At 51.8% G+C, this 19,045-nt stretch carries 23 protein-coding genes; 2 read left to right on the top strand and 21 right to left on the bottom strand.

Annotated features, from left to right (window positions below):
* Positions 1–4 precede the first annotated feature (4 nt).
* The 19 genes from IB286_RS04660 to iscR all read right to left on the bottom strand — a co-directional run bounded on the left by IB286_RS04660 (position 5) and on the right by iscR (position 16,081).
* Positions 5–751, bottom strand: coding sequence for a sulfite exporter TauE/SafE family protein (locus IB286_RS04660; protein WP_190762991.1), 747 nt, complete (start codon positions 749–751; stop codon positions 5–7).
* Positions 748–1,161, bottom strand: a complete 414-nt coding sequence (locus IB286_RS04655) for a group III truncated hemoglobin (RefSeq protein WP_190762989.1) — start codon at positions 1,159–1,161, stop codon at positions 748–750. The genes IB286_RS04660 and IB286_RS04655 overlap by 4 nt, the downstream gene beginning before the upstream one ends.
* Positions 1,162–1,186: 25 nt before the next feature.
* Positions 1,187–2,590: a ribosome biogenesis GTPase Der gene (gene der / locus IB286_RS04650; protein WP_190762987.1), complete on the bottom strand. Its 1,404-nt coding sequence runs from the start codon at positions 2,588–2,590 to the stop codon at positions 1,187–1,189.
* Between the two features lie 24 nt (positions 2,591–2,614).
* Positions 2,615–3,775 (bottom strand): outer membrane protein assembly factor BamB, encoded by a 1,161-nt coding sequence (bamB, locus tag IB286_RS04645; RefSeq protein ID WP_190762985.1) that lies wholly within the window; start codon positions 3,773–3,775, stop codon positions 2,615–2,617.
* Complete coding sequence (locus IB286_RS04640) at positions 3,775–4,458, bottom strand: YfgM family protein (RefSeq protein ID WP_190762983.1); 684 nt, start codon at positions 4,456–4,458, stop codon at positions 3,775–3,777. Before IB286_RS04640 ends, bamB begins: the two co-directional genes overlap by 1 nt.
* A gap of 13 nt (positions 4,459–4,471) precedes the next feature.
* Positions 4,472–5,752: a histidine--tRNA ligase gene (gene hisS, locus IB286_RS04635; RefSeq protein ID WP_190762981.1), complete on the bottom strand. Its 1,281-nt coding sequence runs from the start codon at positions 5,750–5,752 to the stop codon at positions 4,472–4,474.
* A gap of 69 nt (positions 5,753–5,821) precedes the next feature.
* Positions 5,822–6,934, bottom strand: a complete 1,113-nt coding sequence (gene ispG / locus IB286_RS04630; RefSeq protein WP_190762979.1) for a flavodoxin-dependent (E)-4-hydroxy-3-methylbut-2-enyl-diphosphate synthase — start codon at positions 6,932–6,934, stop codon at positions 5,822–5,824.
* A complete protein-coding gene (locus IB286_RS04625; protein WP_190762978.1) occupies positions 6,931–7,755 on the bottom strand; it encodes a helix-turn-helix domain-containing protein in 825 nt (274 codons plus the stop codon). Before IB286_RS04625 ends, ispG begins: the two co-directional genes overlap by 4 nt.
* A 49-nt stretch (positions 7,756–7,804) precedes the next feature.
* Positions 7,805–8,587: a type IV pilus biogenesis/stability protein PilW gene (pilW, locus tag IB286_RS04620; RefSeq protein WP_190762977.1), complete on the bottom strand. Its 783-nt coding sequence runs from the start codon at positions 8,585–8,587 to the stop codon at positions 7,805–7,807.
* Between the two features lie 9 nt (positions 8,588–8,596).
* Positions 8,597–9,745 (bottom strand): 23S rRNA (adenine(2503)-C(2))-methyltransferase RlmN, encoded by a 1,149-nt coding sequence (gene rlmN / locus IB286_RS04615; protein ID WP_317889701.1) that lies wholly within the window; start codon positions 9,743–9,745, stop codon positions 8,597–8,599.
* A gap of 37 nt (positions 9,746–9,782) precedes the next feature.
* Positions 9,783–10,211 (bottom strand): nucleoside-diphosphate kinase, encoded by a 429-nt coding sequence (gene ndk, locus IB286_RS04610; RefSeq protein WP_190762976.1) that lies wholly within the window; start codon positions 10,209–10,211, stop codon positions 9,783–9,785.
* Between the two features lie 182 nt (positions 10,212–10,393).
* Positions 10,394–10,594: a Fe-S cluster assembly protein IscX gene (iscX, locus tag IB286_RS04605; protein WP_190762975.1), complete on the bottom strand. Its 201-nt coding sequence runs from the start codon at positions 10,592–10,594 to the stop codon at positions 10,394–10,396.
* A gap of 13 nt (positions 10,595–10,607) precedes the next feature.
* A complete protein-coding gene (fdx, locus tag IB286_RS04600) occupies positions 10,608–10,946 on the bottom strand; it encodes an ISC system 2Fe-2S type ferredoxin (RefSeq protein ID WP_190762973.1) in 339 nt (112 codons plus the stop codon).
* Between the two features lie 12 nt (positions 10,947–10,958).
* Positions 10,959–12,815, bottom strand: a complete 1,857-nt coding sequence (gene hscA / locus IB286_RS04595; protein ID WP_190762971.1) for a Fe-S protein assembly chaperone HscA — start codon at positions 12,813–12,815, stop codon at positions 10,959–10,961.
* 63 nt (positions 12,816–12,878) lie between these two features.
* Positions 12,879–13,418 carry a Fe-S protein assembly co-chaperone HscB gene (hscB, locus tag IB286_RS04590; RefSeq protein ID WP_190762968.1) on the bottom strand — a complete coding sequence of 180 codons (540 nt, stop codon included), beginning with the start codon at positions 13,416–13,418 and terminating at the stop codon, positions 12,879–12,881.
* A 72-nt stretch (positions 13,419–13,490) separates the two neighbouring features.
* The gene (iscA, locus tag IB286_RS04585) at positions 13,491–13,814 is read right to left on the bottom strand and encodes an iron-sulfur cluster assembly protein IscA (RefSeq protein WP_190762966.1); all 324 of its coding nucleotides are present in this window, start codon (positions 13,812–13,814) and stop codon (positions 13,491–13,493) included.
* A gap of 41 nt (positions 13,815–13,855) precedes the next feature.
* Positions 13,856–14,239, bottom strand: coding sequence for a Fe-S cluster assembly scaffold IscU (gene iscU / locus IB286_RS04580; protein WP_190762964.1), 384 nt, complete (start codon positions 14,237–14,239; stop codon positions 13,856–13,858).
* 47 nt (positions 14,240–14,286) lie between these two features.
* A complete protein-coding gene (locus tag IB286_RS04575) occupies positions 14,287–15,501 on the bottom strand; it encodes an IscS subfamily cysteine desulfurase (protein ID WP_190762962.1) in 1,215 nt (404 codons plus the stop codon).
* An 88-nt stretch (positions 15,502–15,589) separates the two neighbouring features.
* Positions 15,590–16,081, bottom strand: a complete 492-nt coding sequence (gene iscR, locus IB286_RS04570) for a Fe-S cluster assembly transcriptional regulator IscR (RefSeq protein ID WP_190762959.1) — start codon at positions 16,079–16,081, stop codon at positions 15,590–15,592.
* 192 nt (positions 16,082–16,273) lie between these two features.
* Between iscR and IB286_RS04565 the strand changes: the two genes are divergently transcribed.
* A complete protein-coding gene (locus IB286_RS04565; protein WP_190762957.1) occupies positions 16,274–16,552 on the top strand; it encodes a type II toxin-antitoxin system RelE/ParE family toxin in 279 nt (92 codons plus the stop codon).
* 13 nt (positions 16,553–16,565) lie between these two features.
* The gene (locus IB286_RS04560; RefSeq protein ID WP_223826126.1) at positions 16,566–16,841 is read left to right on the top strand and encodes a HigA family addiction module antitoxin; all 276 of its coding nucleotides are present in this window, start codon (positions 16,566–16,568) and stop codon (positions 16,839–16,841) included.
* Positions 16,842–16,870: 29 nt separating this feature from the next.
* Here the strand turns inward: IB286_RS04560 and trmJ are convergent, their stop codons facing one another.
* On the bottom strand, positions 16,871–17,650 hold the full coding sequence (trmJ, locus tag IB286_RS04555) for a tRNA (cytosine(32)/uridine(32)-2'-O)-methyltransferase TrmJ (protein ID WP_190762955.1): 780 nt from the start codon (positions 17,648–17,650) through the stop codon (positions 16,871–16,873).
* Positions 17,651–17,733: 83 nt separating this feature from the next.
* Positions 17,734–19,038, bottom strand: coding sequence for a tRNA lysidine(34) synthetase TilS (gene tilS / locus IB286_RS04550; protein WP_190762953.1), 1,305 nt, complete (start codon positions 19,036–19,038; stop codon positions 17,734–17,736).
* Positions 19,039–19,045 lie beyond the last annotated feature (7 nt).

Here is a 19,045-nt window from a genome sequence, read left to right as displayed (position 1 = left end):
AGCTTTACCAAAGCCCGAAACCATCACCCAATAATTTCAGGCCGACAATAAACAAGAAGAAATAGCAGATGCGATATATCTGCTTTTCATCAACCTTGTGCAGTAGAAAATAGCCCAGCCGCACGCCGATTGGTGCCAGTGGCATCAGCACCAAGGCGGTGAATAAGTTCTGTGTTGCCAAATTGCCCTGTAAACCATAGGGCAGCAGCTTGATTAAATTAACCACCGCAAAAAACACGGCCATGGTTCCCATAAGCCGGGTTTTCTCCATGCGCTGTGGCAAGAGATAAATGCTGATGGGCGGCCCGCCCGCGTGAATACCAAAGCTGGTAAATCCGGCAATGGTGCCCCAGAAACCGCCGCGCAAAACACTTGGCCCCGCCGCTGCCAATACCGGACGAAACCAGTAATCCAAGCAGAAAATGACCGCGATACTGCCTATCAATATGCGGATCATATGTTCGGAAAAAAAATGAAAGCTGAGGCTGCCGAGAAAAATCCCCAGTATTGCGCCGGGAATAATAATGCGTAGATTTGCGCTATCCCAACGGCCGCGAAAGCTCCATAAGGCCACCCCATCCATCACAATGAGAATGGGTAATAAAATCGATGCGGCCTGAACCGGCGACACGGCAAGGCTGATAAGCGGCACCGAAATCACCGATACGCCACCACCAAAGCCGCCCTTGGCCATACCAAAAATAAGCACGGCTGGAATTGCGCAGAGATAAAAGAAAGGGTCGCTAATCACCGCTGCGGCACCGTGGAGATTGGCGGGGATTTCAGCGCAATTTCCATATTGTGGGCGATCGTTGCCGCAATCCGTTTGGCGCGTTCCGCCTTTTCTCCGGCAAAGTTTTCGTCAACGGTGTCTACGAAATAGCGCAACCACTGAGCGAAATCCTCCGCATGCAGTGTTTGCTTGCTGTGAAGTGCCCGGTGGATATTCATGGTGTGACGGTGATAATCGTTTTGCCCCAGCAGTAACTTTTCCCAATAAGCCTGTATCCGTGGGAAATGCTCGCGTACATCAATGCCCGCAACATCAACAAAAATAGGGCCGAGCTTGGCATCAGCCAAGAGCCGGGCATAAAAGGCCTCGACAAAGGCGGCAATGTTTTCAGACGAATTGAGATCCGGCTTGCAGGAAGAATCACTCATCGTTCAGCACAGGGTGACAAGCACCCTATTTCTTTTTCTTTGAGTTCTTTTGAACGAATTTAACTAGACGGCGCTTGCGCTCAACCTGCCGCTTAGTCAGCTGGTTTTTTCGGCCTTCGTAGGGGTTTTCAGAGGTTTTGTACTCGATGCGAATCGGCGTACCAACCAGCTTTAATTCACGGCGGTAAACACGCTCAAGATAGCGAGTATAGTTGTTAGGCACTTTGTCGGTTTGATTACCGTGAATCACGATAATCGGCGGATTGTGTCCACCGGGGTGAGCCAGTCGCAATTTAATTCGGCGGCCATTCACCATCGGCGGCGCATGATCAAATACCGCCCCTTCCAAAATCATGGTCAAGTTGCGGGTGTTTAACTGGCAATTTGCAGAAGCGTAAGCTTTCTCAATCGATTCATAGAGGTTGCCAACACCGGTGCCATGCAGCGCTGAAATAAAATGCAGCTCGGCAAAATCGATGAATTGTAAACGGCGATCTAGCTCGATCTTAATTCGGTCTTTCTGATCTTGGCTGAGGCCATCCCATTTATTGATCGCCAGCACCACCGCGCGACCGGAATCCACCACCTGCCCTAGCAAGTGCAAATCTTGATCAACAATATTTTCTCGGCCATCCATGACCAGAATAACCACGTGGGCGTCTTCAATCGCCTTGAGGGTTTTAACAATAGAGAACTTCTCTACGGCTTCGTTGATATTGCGACGCTTACGCACCCCGGCAGTATCAATCAGCGTATAGGCTTCGCCATCGCGCTCATAGTTGATGTACACACTATCGCGCGTGGTACCGGGTTGGTCGTAAACCACCACCCGCTCTTCGCCCAACATGCGGTTAACCAGTGTCGACTTACCCACATTGGGGCGGCCAACCACGGCGATTTTTTTACCGCGAACTTCTTCTTCCGCAGCGGTTTCCGCTTCCGGAAACATTTCCAACACATCACCCACCAGCTTGCGCACCCCTTTACCGTGGGTGGCGGTCATGGGATAAATCTGGGCCGCACCGGTTTGGTAAAACTCGGCCATGGCAACGTCGGGGTCTGTACCATCAATTTTATTGGCGACAAAAAACACCGGCTTTTCACAGCCGCGCAAATGTTTAATCAGGGCTTCGTCAGAGGGGGTTAAACCCGCGCGGGAATCGAGCAAGAGCAAAACCGCATCGGCCTCATCAATCGCCAGTAGCGACTGCTTGGCCATGGCCTCGTCGATGCCTTCTTCATCGCCATTGATACCGCCAGTATCAATCAGAATAAAGCGGCGACCTTCAAAGTCGGCATCGCCATATTTGCGATCGCGGGTGAGTCCCGGAAAATTGGCTACCAGCGCATCTCGACTTTTGGTGAGTCGATTAAACAGCGTGGATTTGCCCACATTTGGGCGCCCTACCAGGGCAATTACCGGAACCATTTGGAAATCTCAAAAACTCAAAAATTAGCGTTGCACAATACGATAGGCTGCCAGCTTACCGTCATTGCTGTACACATAAATGCGCTCTGCATCCGAGGCCATCGGCGCTCGCATCCCCGAACTGTCAATGCGGTCACGACCTTCCAGATGGCCATCAATCTGAGCAATCAGATGCAGATAACCTTCGTAATCACCCACCACGATACTGCCGGATTGTGCCAGCGGCTCACTCAGCTCGCGGCGCGCCAACTGGGTTTGTGTCCAGTTAATAGTGCGACCACCGTCAGACACGGCACTGATTGTGCCCTGATCATCTACCACATAAATATTGCCCAGCGCTTCGGTAGCACCGACATAGCTCGATGCATCTTTCGCCCACAACGGACGGCCACCGGCAATATCAACCGCTAACAGCTTGCCCTGATAAGCCGTGGCAACCACGATTTGATCACCCTCGGTCAACAGCAGGCGACCATCAACATCTACCAGACGTTCAATTTCCGTGCTGCCTTGGGGTACTGACACACGCTGTTCCCAACGCACACTGCCGCTGTCTACATCGAGCGCAGCAACACGGCCATTGGCCAAACCGACCAGCACCGTGTCGCGCACAATCACCGGCGTGCTGGTACCGCGCAGGGTCAATCTCGGCACTTGAGCGTTATAGGTCCACAGCATTTTGCCATCGACAATGTCAAAGCCGTGAACTTGACCGCTATAGGTTTGAGCGACCACTACACTGCCATTACTGGCCGGCGCACTTAACACTTCGCCTTGGACTGCTGTTTTCCAAACAATGTCACCAGTCAGACGATCTAGGGCCACAACCTCGCCGTCGGAGGTGCCAACAAATACCATGGCACCACCCACGCCTACGCCACCAGAGATATTCAGGTCGTGGGAGCGCTTCCACACTTTTTTACCTTTTGCGGTGGTATACGCAGCAACAACACCGTCGTGGGCCGCAATGAAAATTTCCTCGCCATCAATCACCGGTGTAATGCGGTGATAGGCTTTGCCTTGTCCGTCACCAATTGAGCGCGACCAAACTTTCTTTAGGCGCTTTTCTTCTTTGAAATCCACCAATTTGGCGGGTTCTGAACTACTTGGAGTAGAAGAACATGCGGCCAAACTCAATCCCAGAAAGATGGCGGCCAGCAACCGCACTGCCTGCGCCATTTTCATTATTTTGTCTCCTGCGCAACCGTCACCGGCTTCTGTACGTTTTTCAGATTGCTAATTTTCATTGGCAGCAGCGGGTTGTTCGACGGCAGTTCTTGCGCACGATTTAATGACTGTGCTTGAACATAAAATTCCAGAGCGGCTTTTTCATCGCCTTCCGCCAATGCAATATCACCGCGCAGCTCGGCAATTTCAGCGGCATAACCCGACTTAATCGCGTCTAATTGACTGCGTGCTCCGGCATAATCCGCCTGCGCAAATTTAATTTGCGCCAAACGCATCTGCGCCTGACCAGCCAACTCTACCGCGGGCTTTTTCGCAAGCACCCAATTCAGTTCAGCTTCGGCGGTAGCGTAATCGCCTTCCTGCACAGCATATTTCGCCAACATCAAGGCGCCATACTGACCGTAGGCCACAGAGGAAAATTCCGATTTCAGCGCAGCGGCCAGTTGCTTAGCGGTGCCCAGCTTGCTGCCATCGCGGCGTACAAATTCATCCGCCTGCATCAACTGATCAAAAATAACCGAAGCATCCGCCGAGCGTTCCGCGCTATGGCCCTGCCAAAATTTCCAGCCAAAAACGAGACCCAAGGCCAGAGCAATACCAATTACGGTTTGCTTGCCGTTGTCGCGCCACCAGCTCTTGATCGCTTTTACTTGTTCTTCTTCTGTACGATAGGTTTCCACTGCATTCACCACTTCAATTTGAAAAATATTGCTGGCGCAGCATGTCGGCTACCTCATCCAGCATAATCGTTTGTTGCGCTTTGTCGGCATCGCGCAATGCTTTAACGGCGACCTTGCCCGAGGCCAGCTCATCTTCAGCCAGAACCAATGCAACAGCCGCACCGCTTTTATCTGCTTTCTTAAACTGGCTTTTAAAACTGCCGCCGCCACAGTTCAGTAAAACATTCACTGAAAGTTGGTCGCGTAACTTTTCAGCCAGAGTTAAAGCCGCCAGCTCGGCCGCATCACCAATTGCGACCATATAGACATCAGCCAGCGCAGGAGTTTCCGGCGCCACTGAAAGGGCTTCCATTAATAAGCAGAGGCGCTCTACACCCATGGCAAAACCAACGGCGGGGGTCGGCTTGCCGCCCAATTGTTCTACCAGGCCATCGTAACGGCCGCCGGCGCAAACCGTGCCCTGCGCACCCAGCGCATCGGTAGTCCACTCAAACACGGTTAAGCCGTAATAATCCAGACCGCGCACCAACTTGGTGTTTAAGCGATAGGACACCCCAGCCGCTTCAAGTCGGGCACAGAGCCCATCAAAATGCTGCTTGGAGGTTTCATCCAAATAATCAGAGAGCACCGGCGCATCTTTGAGCAAGGCCTGGGTTTCCGGCACTTTGCTGTCGAGAATTCGCAGCGGATTGCTACCCAAGCGGCGACGGCTGTCTTCGTCTAATTGTGATTCAAATTGGCTGAGATAACCCAATAAGGCTTGACGGTAAGCCTGACGCGACTCACTGGTGCCAATGCTGTTTAGCTCCAGCGTTAGCGAATCCAAAATGCCCAATTCCCGCCACAAACGCGCGGTCATAATAATCAGCTCTGCGTCGATATCCGGCCCGTTCATGCCAAAGGTTTCTACACCGATTTGGTGAAACTGACGCTGACGCCCTTTTTGGGGACGCTCATGGCGGAACATTGGCCCCTGATACCAGAGCCGTTGCTGTTGATTGTGCAGCAGGCCGTTTTGCTCACAGGCGCGTACACAACAGGCGGTACCTTCGGGACGCAGTGCCAGGCTGTCGCCATTGCGATCTTCGAAGGTATACATTTCTTTTTCGACGATATCAGTGACTTCACCAATAGAGCGTTTAAACAGTTCGGTCTGCTCTACGATAGGAAAACGAATTTCCCGGTAGCCGTAGCGCGCCAGCAATACACGCACCTTTTCTTCAAGGTACTGCCAGCGTGGGGTTTCGTCCGGCAGGATATCGTTCATGCCGCGAATAGATTGAATACGTGCCAAGTTGTTTACCGTAAAACCAAATGTTCTAAATTAAGTGGCCCGTACCCCGCAGATACAGGCCGATTGTTCTTATCCGCGCGCGATGAGCGACTCGTCTTGTTGCTGTTTTTCCGCCACTTTATCGCGAATCAATTTTTCGAGGTGATCCACTAGTTCGGCGTTCTGCACCTTATGGGATTTTTCACCGCCCATATAAACAAGGTTGCTAGGCGTGCCACCGGTCAGACCAATGTCCACTTCTTTCGCTTCGCCCGGGCCATTTACAAAGCAGCCAATCACCGCCACATCCAGCGGCGTTGTCACATCTTCAAGACGGGACTCCAGCTCATTCATGGTGCCGATAACATCAAAGTTCTGACGAGAGCAGCTCGGGCAGGCAATAAAATTAATGCCCTTGGTGCGCAGCTTGAGGCTCTTCAAAATCTCGTAGCCCACTTTGATTTCTTCTACCGGATCAGCGGCCAAGGAAACACGAATAGTGTCGCCAATGCCATCCATCAGCAACATACCCAAACCCACGGCGGATTTAACGGTGCCGCCTCGCAGGCCACCTGCCTCAGTAATACCGAGGTGCAAAGGCTGTTCAATCTGGCTGGCAATTAAGCGATAGGCCGCCACTGCCATAAATACATCTGAGGCTTTAACGCTCAGTTTGTATTCCTGAAAATTGAGGCGGTCGAGAATATCGATATGGCGCATGGCCGACTCCACCAGCGCTTCCGGTGTAGGTTCGCCATATTTACGCTGCAGGTCTTTCTCAAGAGAACCGGCATTCACCCCGATACGAATCGGAATATTTTTATCGCGAGCAGCGTCTACCACCGCGCGTACTTTGTCTTCGCGGCCAATATTACCCGGATTAATACGCAGGCAATCTACACCGTATTCCGCCACTTTCAGGGCGATTTTGTAGTCGAAGTGGATATCCGCAACGAGCGGCACATTCACTCGTTGACGAATGGCTTTGAAGGCTTCAGCGGCCTCCATGCTGGGCACAGAGACGCGCACAATATCCGCGCAAGCCGCTTCCAATTGATTAATCTGGGCAACCGTCGCCTCTACATCGCAGGTGTCGGTATTGGTCATACTCTGCACCGAAATCGGTGCATCACCACCAACCGCAACCTTGCCGACATGAATTTGTCGGGATTTACGGCGCTTGATGGGAGATTCCATTTTCATAATTCACCTATCCGTACACGAATTGCATTGTTTGATGATGGCTCGGCCACCCGCTCAAATTTTACCGGATAATTGTTGTAATCCATTGCTACACCCGGCCAATTTAAGGTGCCCAATTCAACCGGGCCCAGCACTGTCAGTCTTAAATCTTTACCGCCTTCCTGAACGCCGCTCAGCACAATATTGCCGTTGTTATCGCGCAATTCGATCCAAACGGTATCACTGAAATGCAGACGCACTTCCGCCAACTGCCCTTCCGCTTGTTCAGCGGGCTCAAGGGTTTGGGCGGTCTCTGTTTCATAGCGGTTCAAAAGCACATTACCGAGTAACGGCGCTGGAGATTTTTGAGGCCCCTTTTGAGATTCAGGCTTTTGGTTTTCTAGCTGATTGGGATGAATAACCTCTAACAGCGTTACTTCCAGATGAGAATCCGCTTTATCAGTAAAGAACCAAACGCTCAAAATCCAAATAATTAGCGCCAGCACAAAAGCCATAATCAGCGGCGCATTACCCGGAGCCTTGGCGATACCAACTCGGCGATCGTCCCGCGCCTTGCGCTTATCTTCCCGCGCACAAACCCGCTCACAATCGCGCAGCAAAGGTTCTTCGTCCAATCCCAAATAACGGGCGTAGGCTTTGATGTAACCTTTGGCGAACAGTGGCGAATTAAAACGGGAGTAGTCGTTGTCTTCCAGCGCCTCAACGTAGCGAATCAGTAAATTTAAGGCGTCAGCAGTCTCTGGGATTGATTTTCCAGCCTGGAGTCTCGCCTCGCGCAAAATTGCACCCGGCGGGCCTTCTAGGGGGTGAGAACTACTCATTTACGCTGCCACTTGTTGCACTGTTTCAGAATCTTGCCAGAAAACTGACTTATCTTGGTTGCTGAGATTGGCGATACAGCAGATATTCTTCCGATTTTGGATACAAGTTTTTCAATGCCAAGGCGTAACTCGACGCGGCGTCCTGATCGCCAAACTCCCAAGCGAGGCGAATACCTAACCACAAAGATGCTGCAGTTTGTTGCGGCACTTGCGCTCGATACGCATCATAAAATCCCTGCGACTGCGGGTAGTTGCGATTGAGGTAGGTCACTTCAGCCATGGACGATAAAACCAATGGCGATTTTTGATCCATCAAGTAAGCGCGACGAAAGGTATTTTCAGCATCTTGTAGGCGATCCAGTTTCAGGTAGCAACGGCCCAAGTTAATAAAGGCTTCCACACGGCGCTCGTAGAGTAAATCGGTGGCTACCACTTCCAACTGAGACGCCGCCGCTTGATAGCGACCTTGGCTGTAAAGAAACGCGCCATAGTTGTTGCGGATACGCATTTGTTTAGGCGCAGAGGCAACAGCACGGCTGTAGTACTGATCGGCGATTTCAATTTCGCCGGTATTTTGAAAAACCAGAGCCAGCGCTTCCAGCGTTTCAGGATTATTTTTTTCTACCGACTCGGCGTATTGCAGATGGCGCTTGGCCTGATCCCATTGGCCGCTGGCAATATAGGCACGCGCCAACTGCAGCGAAGTTTCGTAGGCCTTTTCCTCGTCGGCCTTGGCCGCAAAGCCACCTGTTTGAGTGGTAACACAACCGGACATCAGTGTTAACAGAACGACTATCGCAAGTTGACGTAGTGGTGCCTGAGCGTTGCGCATTAGGTTTCCTTAAACTAGGCGTATCGTCTGGGTTTGTTCTTCCGCTTGGCGGCGATAACGCTCGCTGCGACGGGTGCGATCTTGTACCAAACCGGCGAGCTGACCACAGGCCGCATCAATATCATCACCACGGGTAGTACGCACAGTGGTGACATAGCCCGCATCGTTCAAGATTTGCCAGAATTTAGAAATCGCCGTTTTAGAGGGGCGTTGATAATCTGACAAGGGGAACGGATTAAACGGAATCAAATTAATTTTACAGGGCAATACACGGAGAACTTCGGCCAACTCGTGAGCGTGCTCAAGACGGTCATTCACGCCGGCAATCAAGGTGTATTCCACTGTTACCACGCGGTGGCGATCTGCCTGCTTATCAAGATAGCGCTTACAGGCAGCCAGTAGTTCAGCAATCGGGTAGCGTTTATTGATGGGTACTAATTCGTTGCGCAGAGCGTCATTAGGCGCGTGTAGAGATACCGCGAGTGATACCTCGGAGACATCGCCGAGTTTGTCCAGCATTGGCACCACACCCGAAGTACTCAGGGTAACCCGGCGCTTGGACAGGCCGTAGCCAAAATCATCCATCATCAGGCTGGTGGCATCGACCACATTGTCGAAATTAAGCAGGGGTTCGCCCATGCCCATCATCACCACATTGGTGACGACCCGGCCTTTACCTGATTGGAACGCATCAAAGGATTTCAGTGCCAACCACACTTGTCCGATAATTTCGGCGGCGGTCAGGTCGCGCATAAAACCCTGTTTTCCCGTTGAGCAAAAGCTGCAATCTAAGCTACAGCCTACCTGCGAAGACACGCAAAGTGTGCCCCGGTCGCCATCGGGTATAAAAACCGTTTCAACCAAATTGCCGCCGCCGACCTGAACCGCCCATTTGCGGGTGCCGTCGACAGAATCCAGTTGTCGCTCCACCAAGGGTGGACGAATTTCAGCAATCTCACTCAGCTTGGCCCGCAGGGCCTTACCCAGATTGCTCATATCATTGAAATCATCCACACCGGTGTGGTGAATCCATTTCAGAATTTGTTGGGCGCGGAACGGCTTCTCGCCAATGGAGACCAACCAGGCCTCCATTTTCGAACGTGACATACCCAGCAGATTGACCTTTTCGGTCTCCGCTGACGGGCTGACTTCATTCACAAGGTTTTCCCCCACGCGCCCTACTCCCGATGCCTAATTAGGCGCGGTCGCAAATTTCGCTAGTTGCAAAGAAGTATGCAATTTCGCGCTCAGCAGAAGTGGCAGAGTCAGAACCGTGTACCGCGTTGGCGTCGATAGACTCAGCAAAGTCAGCACGAATAGTGCCAGCCGCCGCTTCTTTAGGGTTAGTTGCACCCATCAGCTCGCGGTTCATCAGAATAGCGCCTTCACCTTCCAGCACTTGAACAGTCACTGGGCCAGAGGTCATGAAGTCTACCAGCGCAGGGAAGAAAGGACGGCCCTTGTGCTCTGCATAAAAACCTTCGGCTTGCTCGCGGCTCAGACGCAACATTTTTGCCGCCACAATCCGCAGACCGGCTTTCTCAAAACGGCTGTAGATTTCACCAATTGCATTCTTGGCAACGGCATCAGGTTTAACGATAGACAGGGTGCGTTCAACGCCCATGGGACTTTCTCCAGTATGCTAAAAAACAAAGTCGGCAGTAGCCAACAGAAACAAGCAGGCTTACGGCCAATAAAACCGCAGAATTATACGCGCATTGGGCGTAAATAGGTATTCTGACCGCAAGACTTGTAAAGGATTCCCGCTTCCCGGCACGAAAGCCCGAAAAGCGGAATCAGAAAGGATTAATCGCGCTCGTCGAGCCAAGCGCTTTGAATGGCTTCAAGTACTTTTTCACCGCAGCGAGCGGGATCATCATCGAAATCATCCAGCGCCATAACCATATTGCGCAGGTCTACAAAATTGATATAGGTCGGATCCTGATCGGGAAATTTTTCCGCCAGTTCGATACCAATATCCAGCACATCTACCCACTTCAAGCCCATGATTTACCCCCCATTAATGGCGTTCGGAAACCATATTGATGGTGTAGCGCGGAATTTCAACCACAAGGTCTTCAGTACCCACTTGCGCCTGACAGCTCAATCGAGACTCAGGCTCTAAGCCCCACGCCTTGTCGAGCATATCTTCTTCCAGCTCATCCGCCTCATTGAGCGAATCAAAACCCTCACGTACCACCACATGACAGGTGGTACAGGCACAGGATTTCTCGCAGGCATGCTCTAGCTCAATGCCATTGGCCAATAACACATCACAAATAGTCTCACCCGTTGGCGCTTCAATCAGCTCACCGTCCGGGCACAATTCCTGATGCGGCAATACCACTAATCGCGGCATGTCCCAACTCCTTTAAAGATCGTCGACTCGCCGTCCGGCGAGGGCTTTTTTAATACTGGCATTCATTCGGCGCTCAGCAAAAGTCTCGCTGGCCTTGCCGACCAATTCGATCTGATTCGCAATGCTGGCCGCCGTACCCTGTTCACGCTCGTTATGCAGCTTTTCCATATCGGCCAACAAGGCCTTTTGCTCATCTTCGCTAAGCAGCGCTTCACCATCTGCCAATAATGCCGCTGATAGTGCCTGCAACAAAGCCTCTGCCTCAACCTGTTGCTCGCGAAGAGCACGCGCTTCTTTGTCTTCACCCGCCGACGCCCACGAGGCCTTCAACATATCGGCGATATCGCCATCGCTCAGGCCGTAAGCCGGCTTTACTTGTACCTGACTTTCCACGCCGGTGGTTTCTTCTTTGGCAGCGACTTGCAATAAACCATCGGCATCAACCTGAAAGGTCACGCGAATACGCGCCGCACCCGCCACCATCGGCGGAATACCCTTTAATTCAAAACGCGCCAAGGAGCGGCAATCTTCCACCAATTCACGCTCGCCCTGAACTACGTGAATAGCCATTGCTGTTTGGCCGTCTTTAAACGTTGTAAATTCCTGAGCCATTGCCACCGGAATCGTGGTGTTGCGATGGATAATTTTTTCCGTCAAACCACCCATGGTTTCAATACCCAGCGACAGCGGAATCACGTCTAGCAATAACACCTCATCGCCCTGACGATTACCCACCAATTGCTCTGCCTGCTGCGCAGCACCGAGGGCAACAACTTTGTCCGGATCAATAGACGTTAGCGGCTCACGACCAAACCACTCCGCCACGCGTTCACGAACGCGAAGTGTGCGAGTTGAACCGCCCACCATCACCACATTGAGAATATTATCCGCGCTTAGGCGGGCATCTCTCAGGGCGCGCTTACAGGCGCGAATACAGCGATCAATCAATGGATCGAGCAAGGCATTCAACTGCTCGCGAGTCAGTAATTTTGACTGCCCCAAAACCTCAATCTCAACTTGATTCAGTTCGGGATTTGCGAAGGTTTCTTTTGCTGCTTTACAGGCATTAAGTAACTGACGACGCTGAGCGGCAGACAAGGTAGCAATAGACTCGCCGGCAAACCAGCGCGCTATTTCAACGTCAAAATCATCACCACCCAGGGCAGAATCACCACCGGTTGCAAGCACTTCAAACACGCCTTTTTGCATTTGCAAAACAGAGATATCGAAGGTCCCACCACCCAAATCAAAGACCGCAACCGCGCCCTCTTCTCGCTCGTCCAAACCGTAGGCGACCGCCGCTGCGGTGGGCTCATTTAATAAGCGCAGCACTTTCAAACCGGCAATTTGGGCGGCGTCTTTAGTCGCTTGGCGCTGGGCGTCATCAAAATAGGCGGGCACGGTAATTACCGCCCCATCCAGCTCACCACCAAGGGTTTCTACTGCCCGCTCAGCCAGAGTTTTTAGAATTTCGGCAGAAACCTGTACTGGCGAAATATCCCCGACACGGGTTTTGAGTTTGACCATATCCTCGCCGCAATCAACAAGGGTATAAGGCGACAGCACATCAGCTTGTGCCACATCACGATAACTGCGCCCCATCAGTCGCTTGATCGACATCAGGGTATTTTCGGCATCCTCACCCGCTACGGCCAAAGCAGCATTACCCAATAACATCTGCCCCTGCTCACCGTAGTGAACCACGGAGGGCAATAAATGCCGCCCATCAAGATCAGGCAGTGTCTGCACCGAACCATTGCGAAAACTGGCCACCAGCGAATTACTGGTTCCTAGATCGATCCCAACCGCCCGTTTACGCTGATGGGGAGCGGGAGCTTGTCCCGGCTCGGAAATTTGCATTAAGGCCATAACAACTTTTCCTGTGCCCAGTGCTTGGGCCCACGGTCGCTGGAATTGCTTCCAGCATCAAAATTAATAATCTAGAAGGCTCGCTTCTTTCTGCTCCGCCTCATGGCGCAGCTTGTCGAGAAAGTGCATTTTCGCCAATACATCACGCGCCGCCATATAATCGCCCGCTTGATAATGCCCAGCAAATGCCGCCTGTTGATTTGACGCTGCAGTATCAAGCTCACGATAAAACTTATCCAGCGCTGCCTCAGGATCACTCGCCGAACTCAATTCGGAAAGCTCTTCGCGCAACATCATTTGCTGCATCAGGAAGTCGGTGTCGCGAAAGGTAGCCGAAGACAAATCGCTGTCCACACCCGCTAATTTCAGCAGATATGCCGCTCGCTGAGTTGGCGAACGCAGCACTTCAAAGGCTTCATTAATCTGCGAAGATTTTTGCACCGCCAACAAACGCTGACGCTCACCCTCAGCGGCGAAGCGGTCGGGATGAACTGACTGCTGTAATTGCCGATAAGACTGACTCAGCTTGGCCTGATCAAGCTCAAACTGCTGAGGCAAGCCAAGTAATTGGAAAAAGTTTTCTGTGGGATTAAAGTCAGTCATGACGCTTAAAAAAATGCCGCTGAACGGGCACGCCGCCAGCGGACTTAATTTGTCTTTTCAATGGCTAGAAAGCTAAACCGTAAAACTTTCGCCACAGCCACATTCAGCAGAGACGTTCGGATTATTGAATTTCAGCCCTTCGTTCAAGCCTTCTTTAACAAAATCCAGTTCGGTGCCGTCGAGGTAAACGAGGCTTTTGGGATCAACAAATACGGTTGCACCATCGCACTCAAACGCTTGATCTTCGTCCTGAAGCTCGTCAACAAACTCCAGCACATAAGCCATACCAGAGCAGCCCGAGGTGCGCACACCCAGACGAATACCCAAGCCGTGACCACGGCTGGAGATTTGATTGCGGATATGCGCGGCGGCGGCAGAAGTTACTGAAATCGTCATACTATCTCCGAACTCGTTCCCAGCTCAGAAAGCGACCTGAATCAGGCCTCTCCCTTCTTCTTACGGTAGTCTGAAATCGCTGCTTTGATCGCATCTTCAGCCAAAACCGAGCAGTGAATTTTCACTGGCGGCAAGGCCAGTTCCTGAGCGATTTCAGTGTTTTTGATGTGCTCCGCCTCGTCCAGCGTCTTGCCTTTAACCCATTCGGTCAGCAGCGAGCTAGACGCAATGGCGCTACCGCAGCCGTAGGTTTTGAACTTGGCGTCTTCAATCACACCACTCTCATTTACTTTGATTTGCAGGCGCATAACGTCACCACAAGCTGGCGCACCAACCATGCCGGTACCGATATCATCAGACTCGTCAAACTTACCGACATTGCGTGGGTTTTCGTAATGATCCAGAACTTTTTCGCTGTAAGCCATGTTGCTTTCCTCCCATAGTTACCAATCAGAGGTAACCATTCGTAAAATTAGTGTGCCGCCCACTCAATGGTGTTCAGGTCGATTCCGTCTTTGTACATATCCCAAAGTGGCGACAATTCGCGCAACTTGTCGACGGCTTTACGCACCTGTGCCGCCGCGTAATCCACCTCTTCTTCAGTGGTAAAACGGCCAAAGCTGAAACGCAGTGAGCTGTGCGCCAATTCATCGTTCAAGCCCAGCGCACGCAGTACATACGAAGGCTCAAGGCTAGCTGAGGTACAAGCAGACCCCGAAGACACCGCCAAATCTTTCAGCGACATAATTAGCGACTCGCCTTCGACAAAAGCCAGACTAATATTCAGATTGCCCGGCAGACGGTTGTTTGCATCGCCGTTGATGTGCACCTGCTCGATATCGCTCAGGTTATTCCAGAAGCGTTGACGCAGGGCCAAGCTGTGAGCGGCATCTTTTTCCATTTCCAAACGACAGATTTCAGCCGCTTCGCCCATACCCACAATCTGGTGAGTAGGCAGAGTGCCGGAACGCATACCGCGCTCGTGACCACCACCGTGCATCTGTGCTTCCAAACGCACCCGTGGCTTACGACTTACATACAGCGCACCAATGCCTTTCGGGCCATACATTTTGTGAGCCGACATCGACAGCAGATCCACTTTCATGGCTTCCATATCGATAACGATTTTGCCCGCACTCTGCGCAGCATCCACATGGAAAACGATCTTGCGGTCGCGACACAATTCGCCAATGGCGGCGATGTCGTTAATCGTGCCGATCTCGTTGTTCGCATGCATGATGCTGACAACGGTTGTATCTTCGCGCAATGCGGCTTCAACCGCAGCCGGGGTGATTACACCGTTAGCATCGGGATCGAGATAGGTGACTTCAAAACCTTCGCGCTCTAGTTGGCGACAGGTATCGAGTACAGCTTTGTGCTCAATTTTAGAGGTGACAATATGTTTGCCACGCTTAATCAGAAAGTGCGCCGCACCTTTGATTGCGAGGTTATTTGATTCAGTCGCACCGGAAGTCCACACGATTTCACGGGGATCGGCATGAATCAAATCTGCGACCTGACGGCGGGCATTTTCCACCGCCTCTTCCGCTTTCCAGCCGAACAGGTGAGAACGCGACGCCGGGTTACCAAAATTGCCATCCTGGGTTAAACAAGCACAGATCTTCTCAGCAACACGGGGATCTACCGGTGTTGTCGCGGAATAATCCAGATAAATCGGCAACTGCATATTTCTACTCCACACTAAACTGGCAACAGCCAGTACATATCGCTCTATTCTTGCGGTCGATTTAGCGGCTCAACAGCCCTAAACCGCCTTAACTTTCTAATGCCCGCAGGCTGATTTTGTCGCCAGCAAAGCTCGCTTCCAGCTCAGCCTGACGCTGCCGCGCAGAGATACTCTGCACATTGTTGCTTTGCACCAAACTCGCCAGGCTGATATCACTCAGAAAGTGGTGAATTTTGTCGCTCAGATCCGCCCATAAATGATGAGTCAGACAGGTCGTTCCACCATGACAGTCGGCATTACCCGCGCAACCGGTGGCGTCTACCCGCTCATCAACGGCATCAATAATCTCAGCCACGTAAATCTCTTCCAGAGGTTTGGTCAGGCGATAACCACCACCGGGGCCACGCACACTCTGCACCAAATCTTTGCGCCGCAGCTTGGCAAATAACTGCTCTAAATAAGAAAGGGAAATATCCTGCCGACTGGAAACGTCAGCCAAGCTGATGGGGCCCTGCTCGCCGTAAAGCGCCAGATCCAGCATCGCGGTTACCGCGTAACGTCCCTTCGTTGTCAGTCGCATAATATTCACCCTTGGATAGTCAAATTATCCAATAACCGAGTATTTTTATCAACTATATATCCTAGTAGATTACTAGGTTTTAATAAGGAGGGACGGCGAGCATTATACTTAAAATAGAAGGAGAGTAAATTTAGGCAATTTGAAACTTGTCGCGCGACACACTACAATCATCATTAATGCAAGGATGCAGAAATGATCAAAAGCATCAGACACAAAGGGCTAAAGCTGTTTTACGAGAAAGGCGTCACCAAGGGAATACGCACAGATCATATCGATCGCCTCCGTGACCGATTAACCGTATTGGACTCCGCTACCTCTTTAGATGATATTGCCGCCGGGAATTGGGGGCTACATCCTCTAACAGGCAAGCTGAAAGGCCAGTACGCCATCAAAGTATCTGGTAATTGGCGATTGTTCTTCGAGTTCCAAGACGGCCACATTTACTTACTTGACTATGACGACTATCACTAACAGGGAAAGTAGCATGTCTATGTTTAACCCTTCACACCCCGGCCGCATCATTCGCCAACGCCTTATAGAGGATGAAGACGGTCAGAAAATTAATAGCGTGGCTGTAGTGGCTGAACGACTGGCTTGCCATCGCAACACGCTTAATCGCGTTATAAACGGCAGCGCTTCCGTTAGCCCTGAAATGGCGCTGGCTTTAGAACAGGCCGGAGCTGGCAATGCTGAATTTTGGCTGGCCATGCAAGCCAGCTATGACTTGTTTCAGCTCCGCCAAAATCAGGGCGCAGCTTAAAACACACTCACCACTCAGAGGTTGTGAATTTAGTCCGCATTCTTTTGCTCTTGCTGAGCTTTGGCTTTGCCAACCCACTGCTGAGTCGAGGTGAGGATGCCACGCAGGAGATTAACTTCCATCTCGTCTAGTCGAGTGCGCTGATACAAGCGGCGCAGGCGAGTCATGAGTTTTTTGGGGGCCTCGGGGCGCAAAAACTCCAGGTCTTTGAGGGTTTCTTCGAGGTGAACCAGATAGCGTTCCATCGCTTCATTGCCGGCCGGTGGTTGATCCCAGCCCTGCATGGCATTGCCGTCCAACGACTCTGCAAGTAACTGCATACGAAGTTCATAGGTCAGCACCTGCACCGCCATACCCAAATTCAGCGAGCTGTATTCCGGGTTTGCCGGAATATGAACGTGCAAATTACAGCGCTGCAGCTCTTCATTGGTGAGGCCCCGATCTTCGCGACCAAATACCAAAGCAACTTCGCAGCCTGCATCGGCTTCTGCCAGTGCCTGCCCCATGCAATGACGGGGATCGAGCAAGGGCCACGGCACGGTGCGCTCGCGGGCGCTGGTGCCAATCACAAGCTGACAATCTGCAATCGCTTCTCCCAAGGTTTCAACCACTACGGCTTTTTCAAGCACATCTTCGGCATTGGCTGAACGCCACAGTGCTTCATCGTGGGGGAATTTTTTGGGAGCCACCAAGTACAGGCGCGACAGGCACATATTCTTCATTGCCCGCGCCACCGCCCCAATATTGCCGGGGTGTGAGGTGTTTACGAGAACGATACGAATATTATCCAGTGCAGTGGAATCAGTCATAGGAGTAAGGCAATTAAGGCTGCTTAAAAGCGGCGTATTCTACCAGAGCCCCACCAGAAGTCTGCCCTGCTATCACAATCGATTTAGCGAGACGCATTCCACTGCAATTGCCAACCGCCATCGCCTTTAAAACCTTCACAAATGGCAAAATCTGCAATGGCCGCTAATTCACCATCGCAAAAAATCAGAGGGACTTGTTGGCGCCGCCACTGGGGAATACCCCATTCCTGGAAGAGTTTTTTTAGTGCTCGGGAATGAGATTCACCTGCCAACTGACAGCGCATACCCGGCTCACGCCAGCCAATACTCACCTCACCCTTCGGGCAAAACTCGCCACCGAAAGTGGCGATTAAGCGGCTCTCTCCCAACGCCAGTGGAGTGGCCAAATCTGGCCAAAGGATTGGCGTAGCCATTCCGTCAGGCTTGCTATCATGAGGAGCAGAGAAACAAAGCCGTTGCCGATGGCGCCGCAGAATACCCTGCGGAAATACCCATTCAGGTTGTCGATCAGGAGCAGCAAAACACTGTTCCAGCAGCTCCGACAATTCCGCACGCTCAACCTCAATACCAAAACTCGCCAAAAACGCACGCAACACCACGCGTTGACGCTCAGTTGAAAATTGAACCAAGCCTGCCAAATCCAATTCTCCAGCGTCTCTCAGTAATTGCTGAAGATCGGCCTGCACATACTGGCTGAGCAGGATATTGGTTTCTGCTTGCAGCTCGGCAATTTTACTTAAGCGCGTCGAGCCATCCGGCCAGCGTTCAGCCAATACCGGCAACATTCGGTGCCGCACAAAATTACGATCAAAACTGGTATCTGCATTACTCGGATCATCAATCCAAGACAGTCCACGCAAACGAGCCTCAGCTTCAATTGAAGCACGCGTTTCATTCAAAAGCGGCCGCAATAAAGTCCCCGCTCCAACAGCCCGACTTTGCGGCATAGCACTAAGCCCGCGAACTCCGGCGCCACGCATCAAACGCAATAACAGGGTTTCAGCTTGATCGTCTTGATGATGGGCCATCAATAGCAGTTCGGCTGCACCCAATTGCTGTTCAAAAACCCGATAACGCGCTTGCCGAGCAAGGTTTTCCAGCCCCTGACGCGCGCCAGCAAGTTCAACGTTATGCACTTTCAATGGCACGCCCAACGCCGCACACCAATTTTGGCACTGCTGGGCCCATTGCCCTGAGTCGGAATGAATACCGTGATCGATATGAATCGCTTTGAGGGTGGGAGCAGACTGATTTGAATTCAGTAAAGACCGGCGAAATTCCGCAGCTAATTCCAGTAATAGCCTCGAATCACAGCCGCCGCTAAAGGCAATAACCCACGCAGAACGATCCCGCCATGGCATCATTGCCTGACGGAACCGCTCACTCAAAGGGGGC

It is taken from the genome of Spongiibacter pelagi (genome assembly GCF_014705705.1).
In the GTDB taxonomy this organism is placed as follows: Bacteria; Pseudomonadota; Gammaproteobacteria; order Pseudomonadales; family Spongiibacteraceae; genus Spongiibacter; species Spongiibacter pelagi.
This window is presented reverse-complemented; position numbering and strand designations above follow the sequence as displayed.

What these genes read in the sequence shown, in the direction of transcription:
- iscU (WP_190762964.1), bottom strand. Translation starts at nt 14,239, where the DNA reads ATGGCTTACAGCGAAAAAGTTCTGGATCATTACGAAAACCCACGCAAT.
- IB286_RS04625 (WP_190762978.1), bottom strand. Translation starts at nt 7,755, where the DNA reads ATGAGTAGTTCTCACCCCCTAGAAGGCCCGCCGGGTGCAATTTTGCGC.
- trmJ (WP_190762955.1), bottom strand. Translation starts at nt 17,650, where the DNA reads ATGACTGATTCCACTGCACTGGATAATATTCGTATCGTTCTCGTAAAC.
- der (WP_190762987.1), bottom strand. Translation starts at nt 2,590, where the DNA reads ATGGTTCCGGTAATTGCCCTGGTAGGGCGCCCAAATGTGGGCAAATCC.
- fdx (WP_190762973.1), bottom strand. Translation starts at nt 10,946, where the DNA reads ATGCCGCGATTAGTGGTATTGCCGCATCAGGAATTGTGCCCGGACGGT.
- iscA (WP_190762966.1), bottom strand. Translation starts at nt 13,814, where the DNA reads ATGACGATTTCAGTAACTTCTGCCGCCGCCGCGCATATCCGCAATCAA.
- IB286_RS04655 (WP_190762989.1), bottom strand. Translation starts at nt 1,161, where the DNA reads ATGAGTGATTCTTCCTGCAAGCCGGATCTCAATTCGTCTGAAAACATT.
- pilW (WP_190762977.1), bottom strand. Translation starts at nt 8,587, where the DNA reads ATGCGCAACGCTCAGGCACCACTACGTCAACTTGCGATAGTCGTTCTG.
- IB286_RS04560 (WP_223826126.1), top strand. Translation starts at nt 16,566, where the DNA reads ATGTCTATGTTTAACCCTTCACACCCCGGCCGCATCATTCGCCAACGC.
- iscX (WP_190762975.1), bottom strand. Translation starts at nt 10,594, where the DNA reads ATGGGCTTGAAGTGGGTAGATGTGCTGGATATTGGTATCGAACTGGCG.
- ispG (WP_190762979.1), bottom strand. Translation starts at nt 6,934, where the DNA reads ATGAAAATGGAATCTCCCATCAAGCGCCGTAAATCCCGACAAATTCAT.
- iscR (WP_190762959.1), bottom strand. Translation starts at nt 16,081, where the DNA reads ATGCGACTGACAACGAAGGGACGTTACGCGGTAACCGCGATGCTGGAT.
- IB286_RS04575 (WP_190762962.1), bottom strand. Translation starts at nt 15,501, where the DNA reads ATGCAGTTGCCGATTTATCTGGATTATTCCGCGACAACACCGGTAGAT.
- hscA (WP_190762971.1), bottom strand. Translation starts at nt 12,815, where the DNA reads ATGGCCTTAATGCAAATTTCCGAGCCGGGACAAGCTCCCGCTCCCCAT.
- IB286_RS04565 (WP_190762957.1), top strand. Translation starts at nt 16,274, where the DNA reads ATGATCAAAAGCATCAGACACAAAGGGCTAAAGCTGTTTTACGAGAAA.
- hscB (WP_190762968.1), bottom strand. Translation starts at nt 13,418, where the DNA reads ATGACTGACTTTAATCCCACAGAAAACTTTTTCCAATTACTTGGCTTG.
- bamB (WP_190762985.1), bottom strand. Translation starts at nt 3,775, where the DNA reads ATGAAAATGGCGCAGGCAGTGCGGTTGCTGGCCGCCATCTTTCTGGGA.
- ndk (WP_190762976.1), bottom strand. Translation starts at nt 10,211, where the DNA reads ATGGGCGTTGAACGCACCCTGTCTATCGTTAAACCTGATGCCGTTGCC.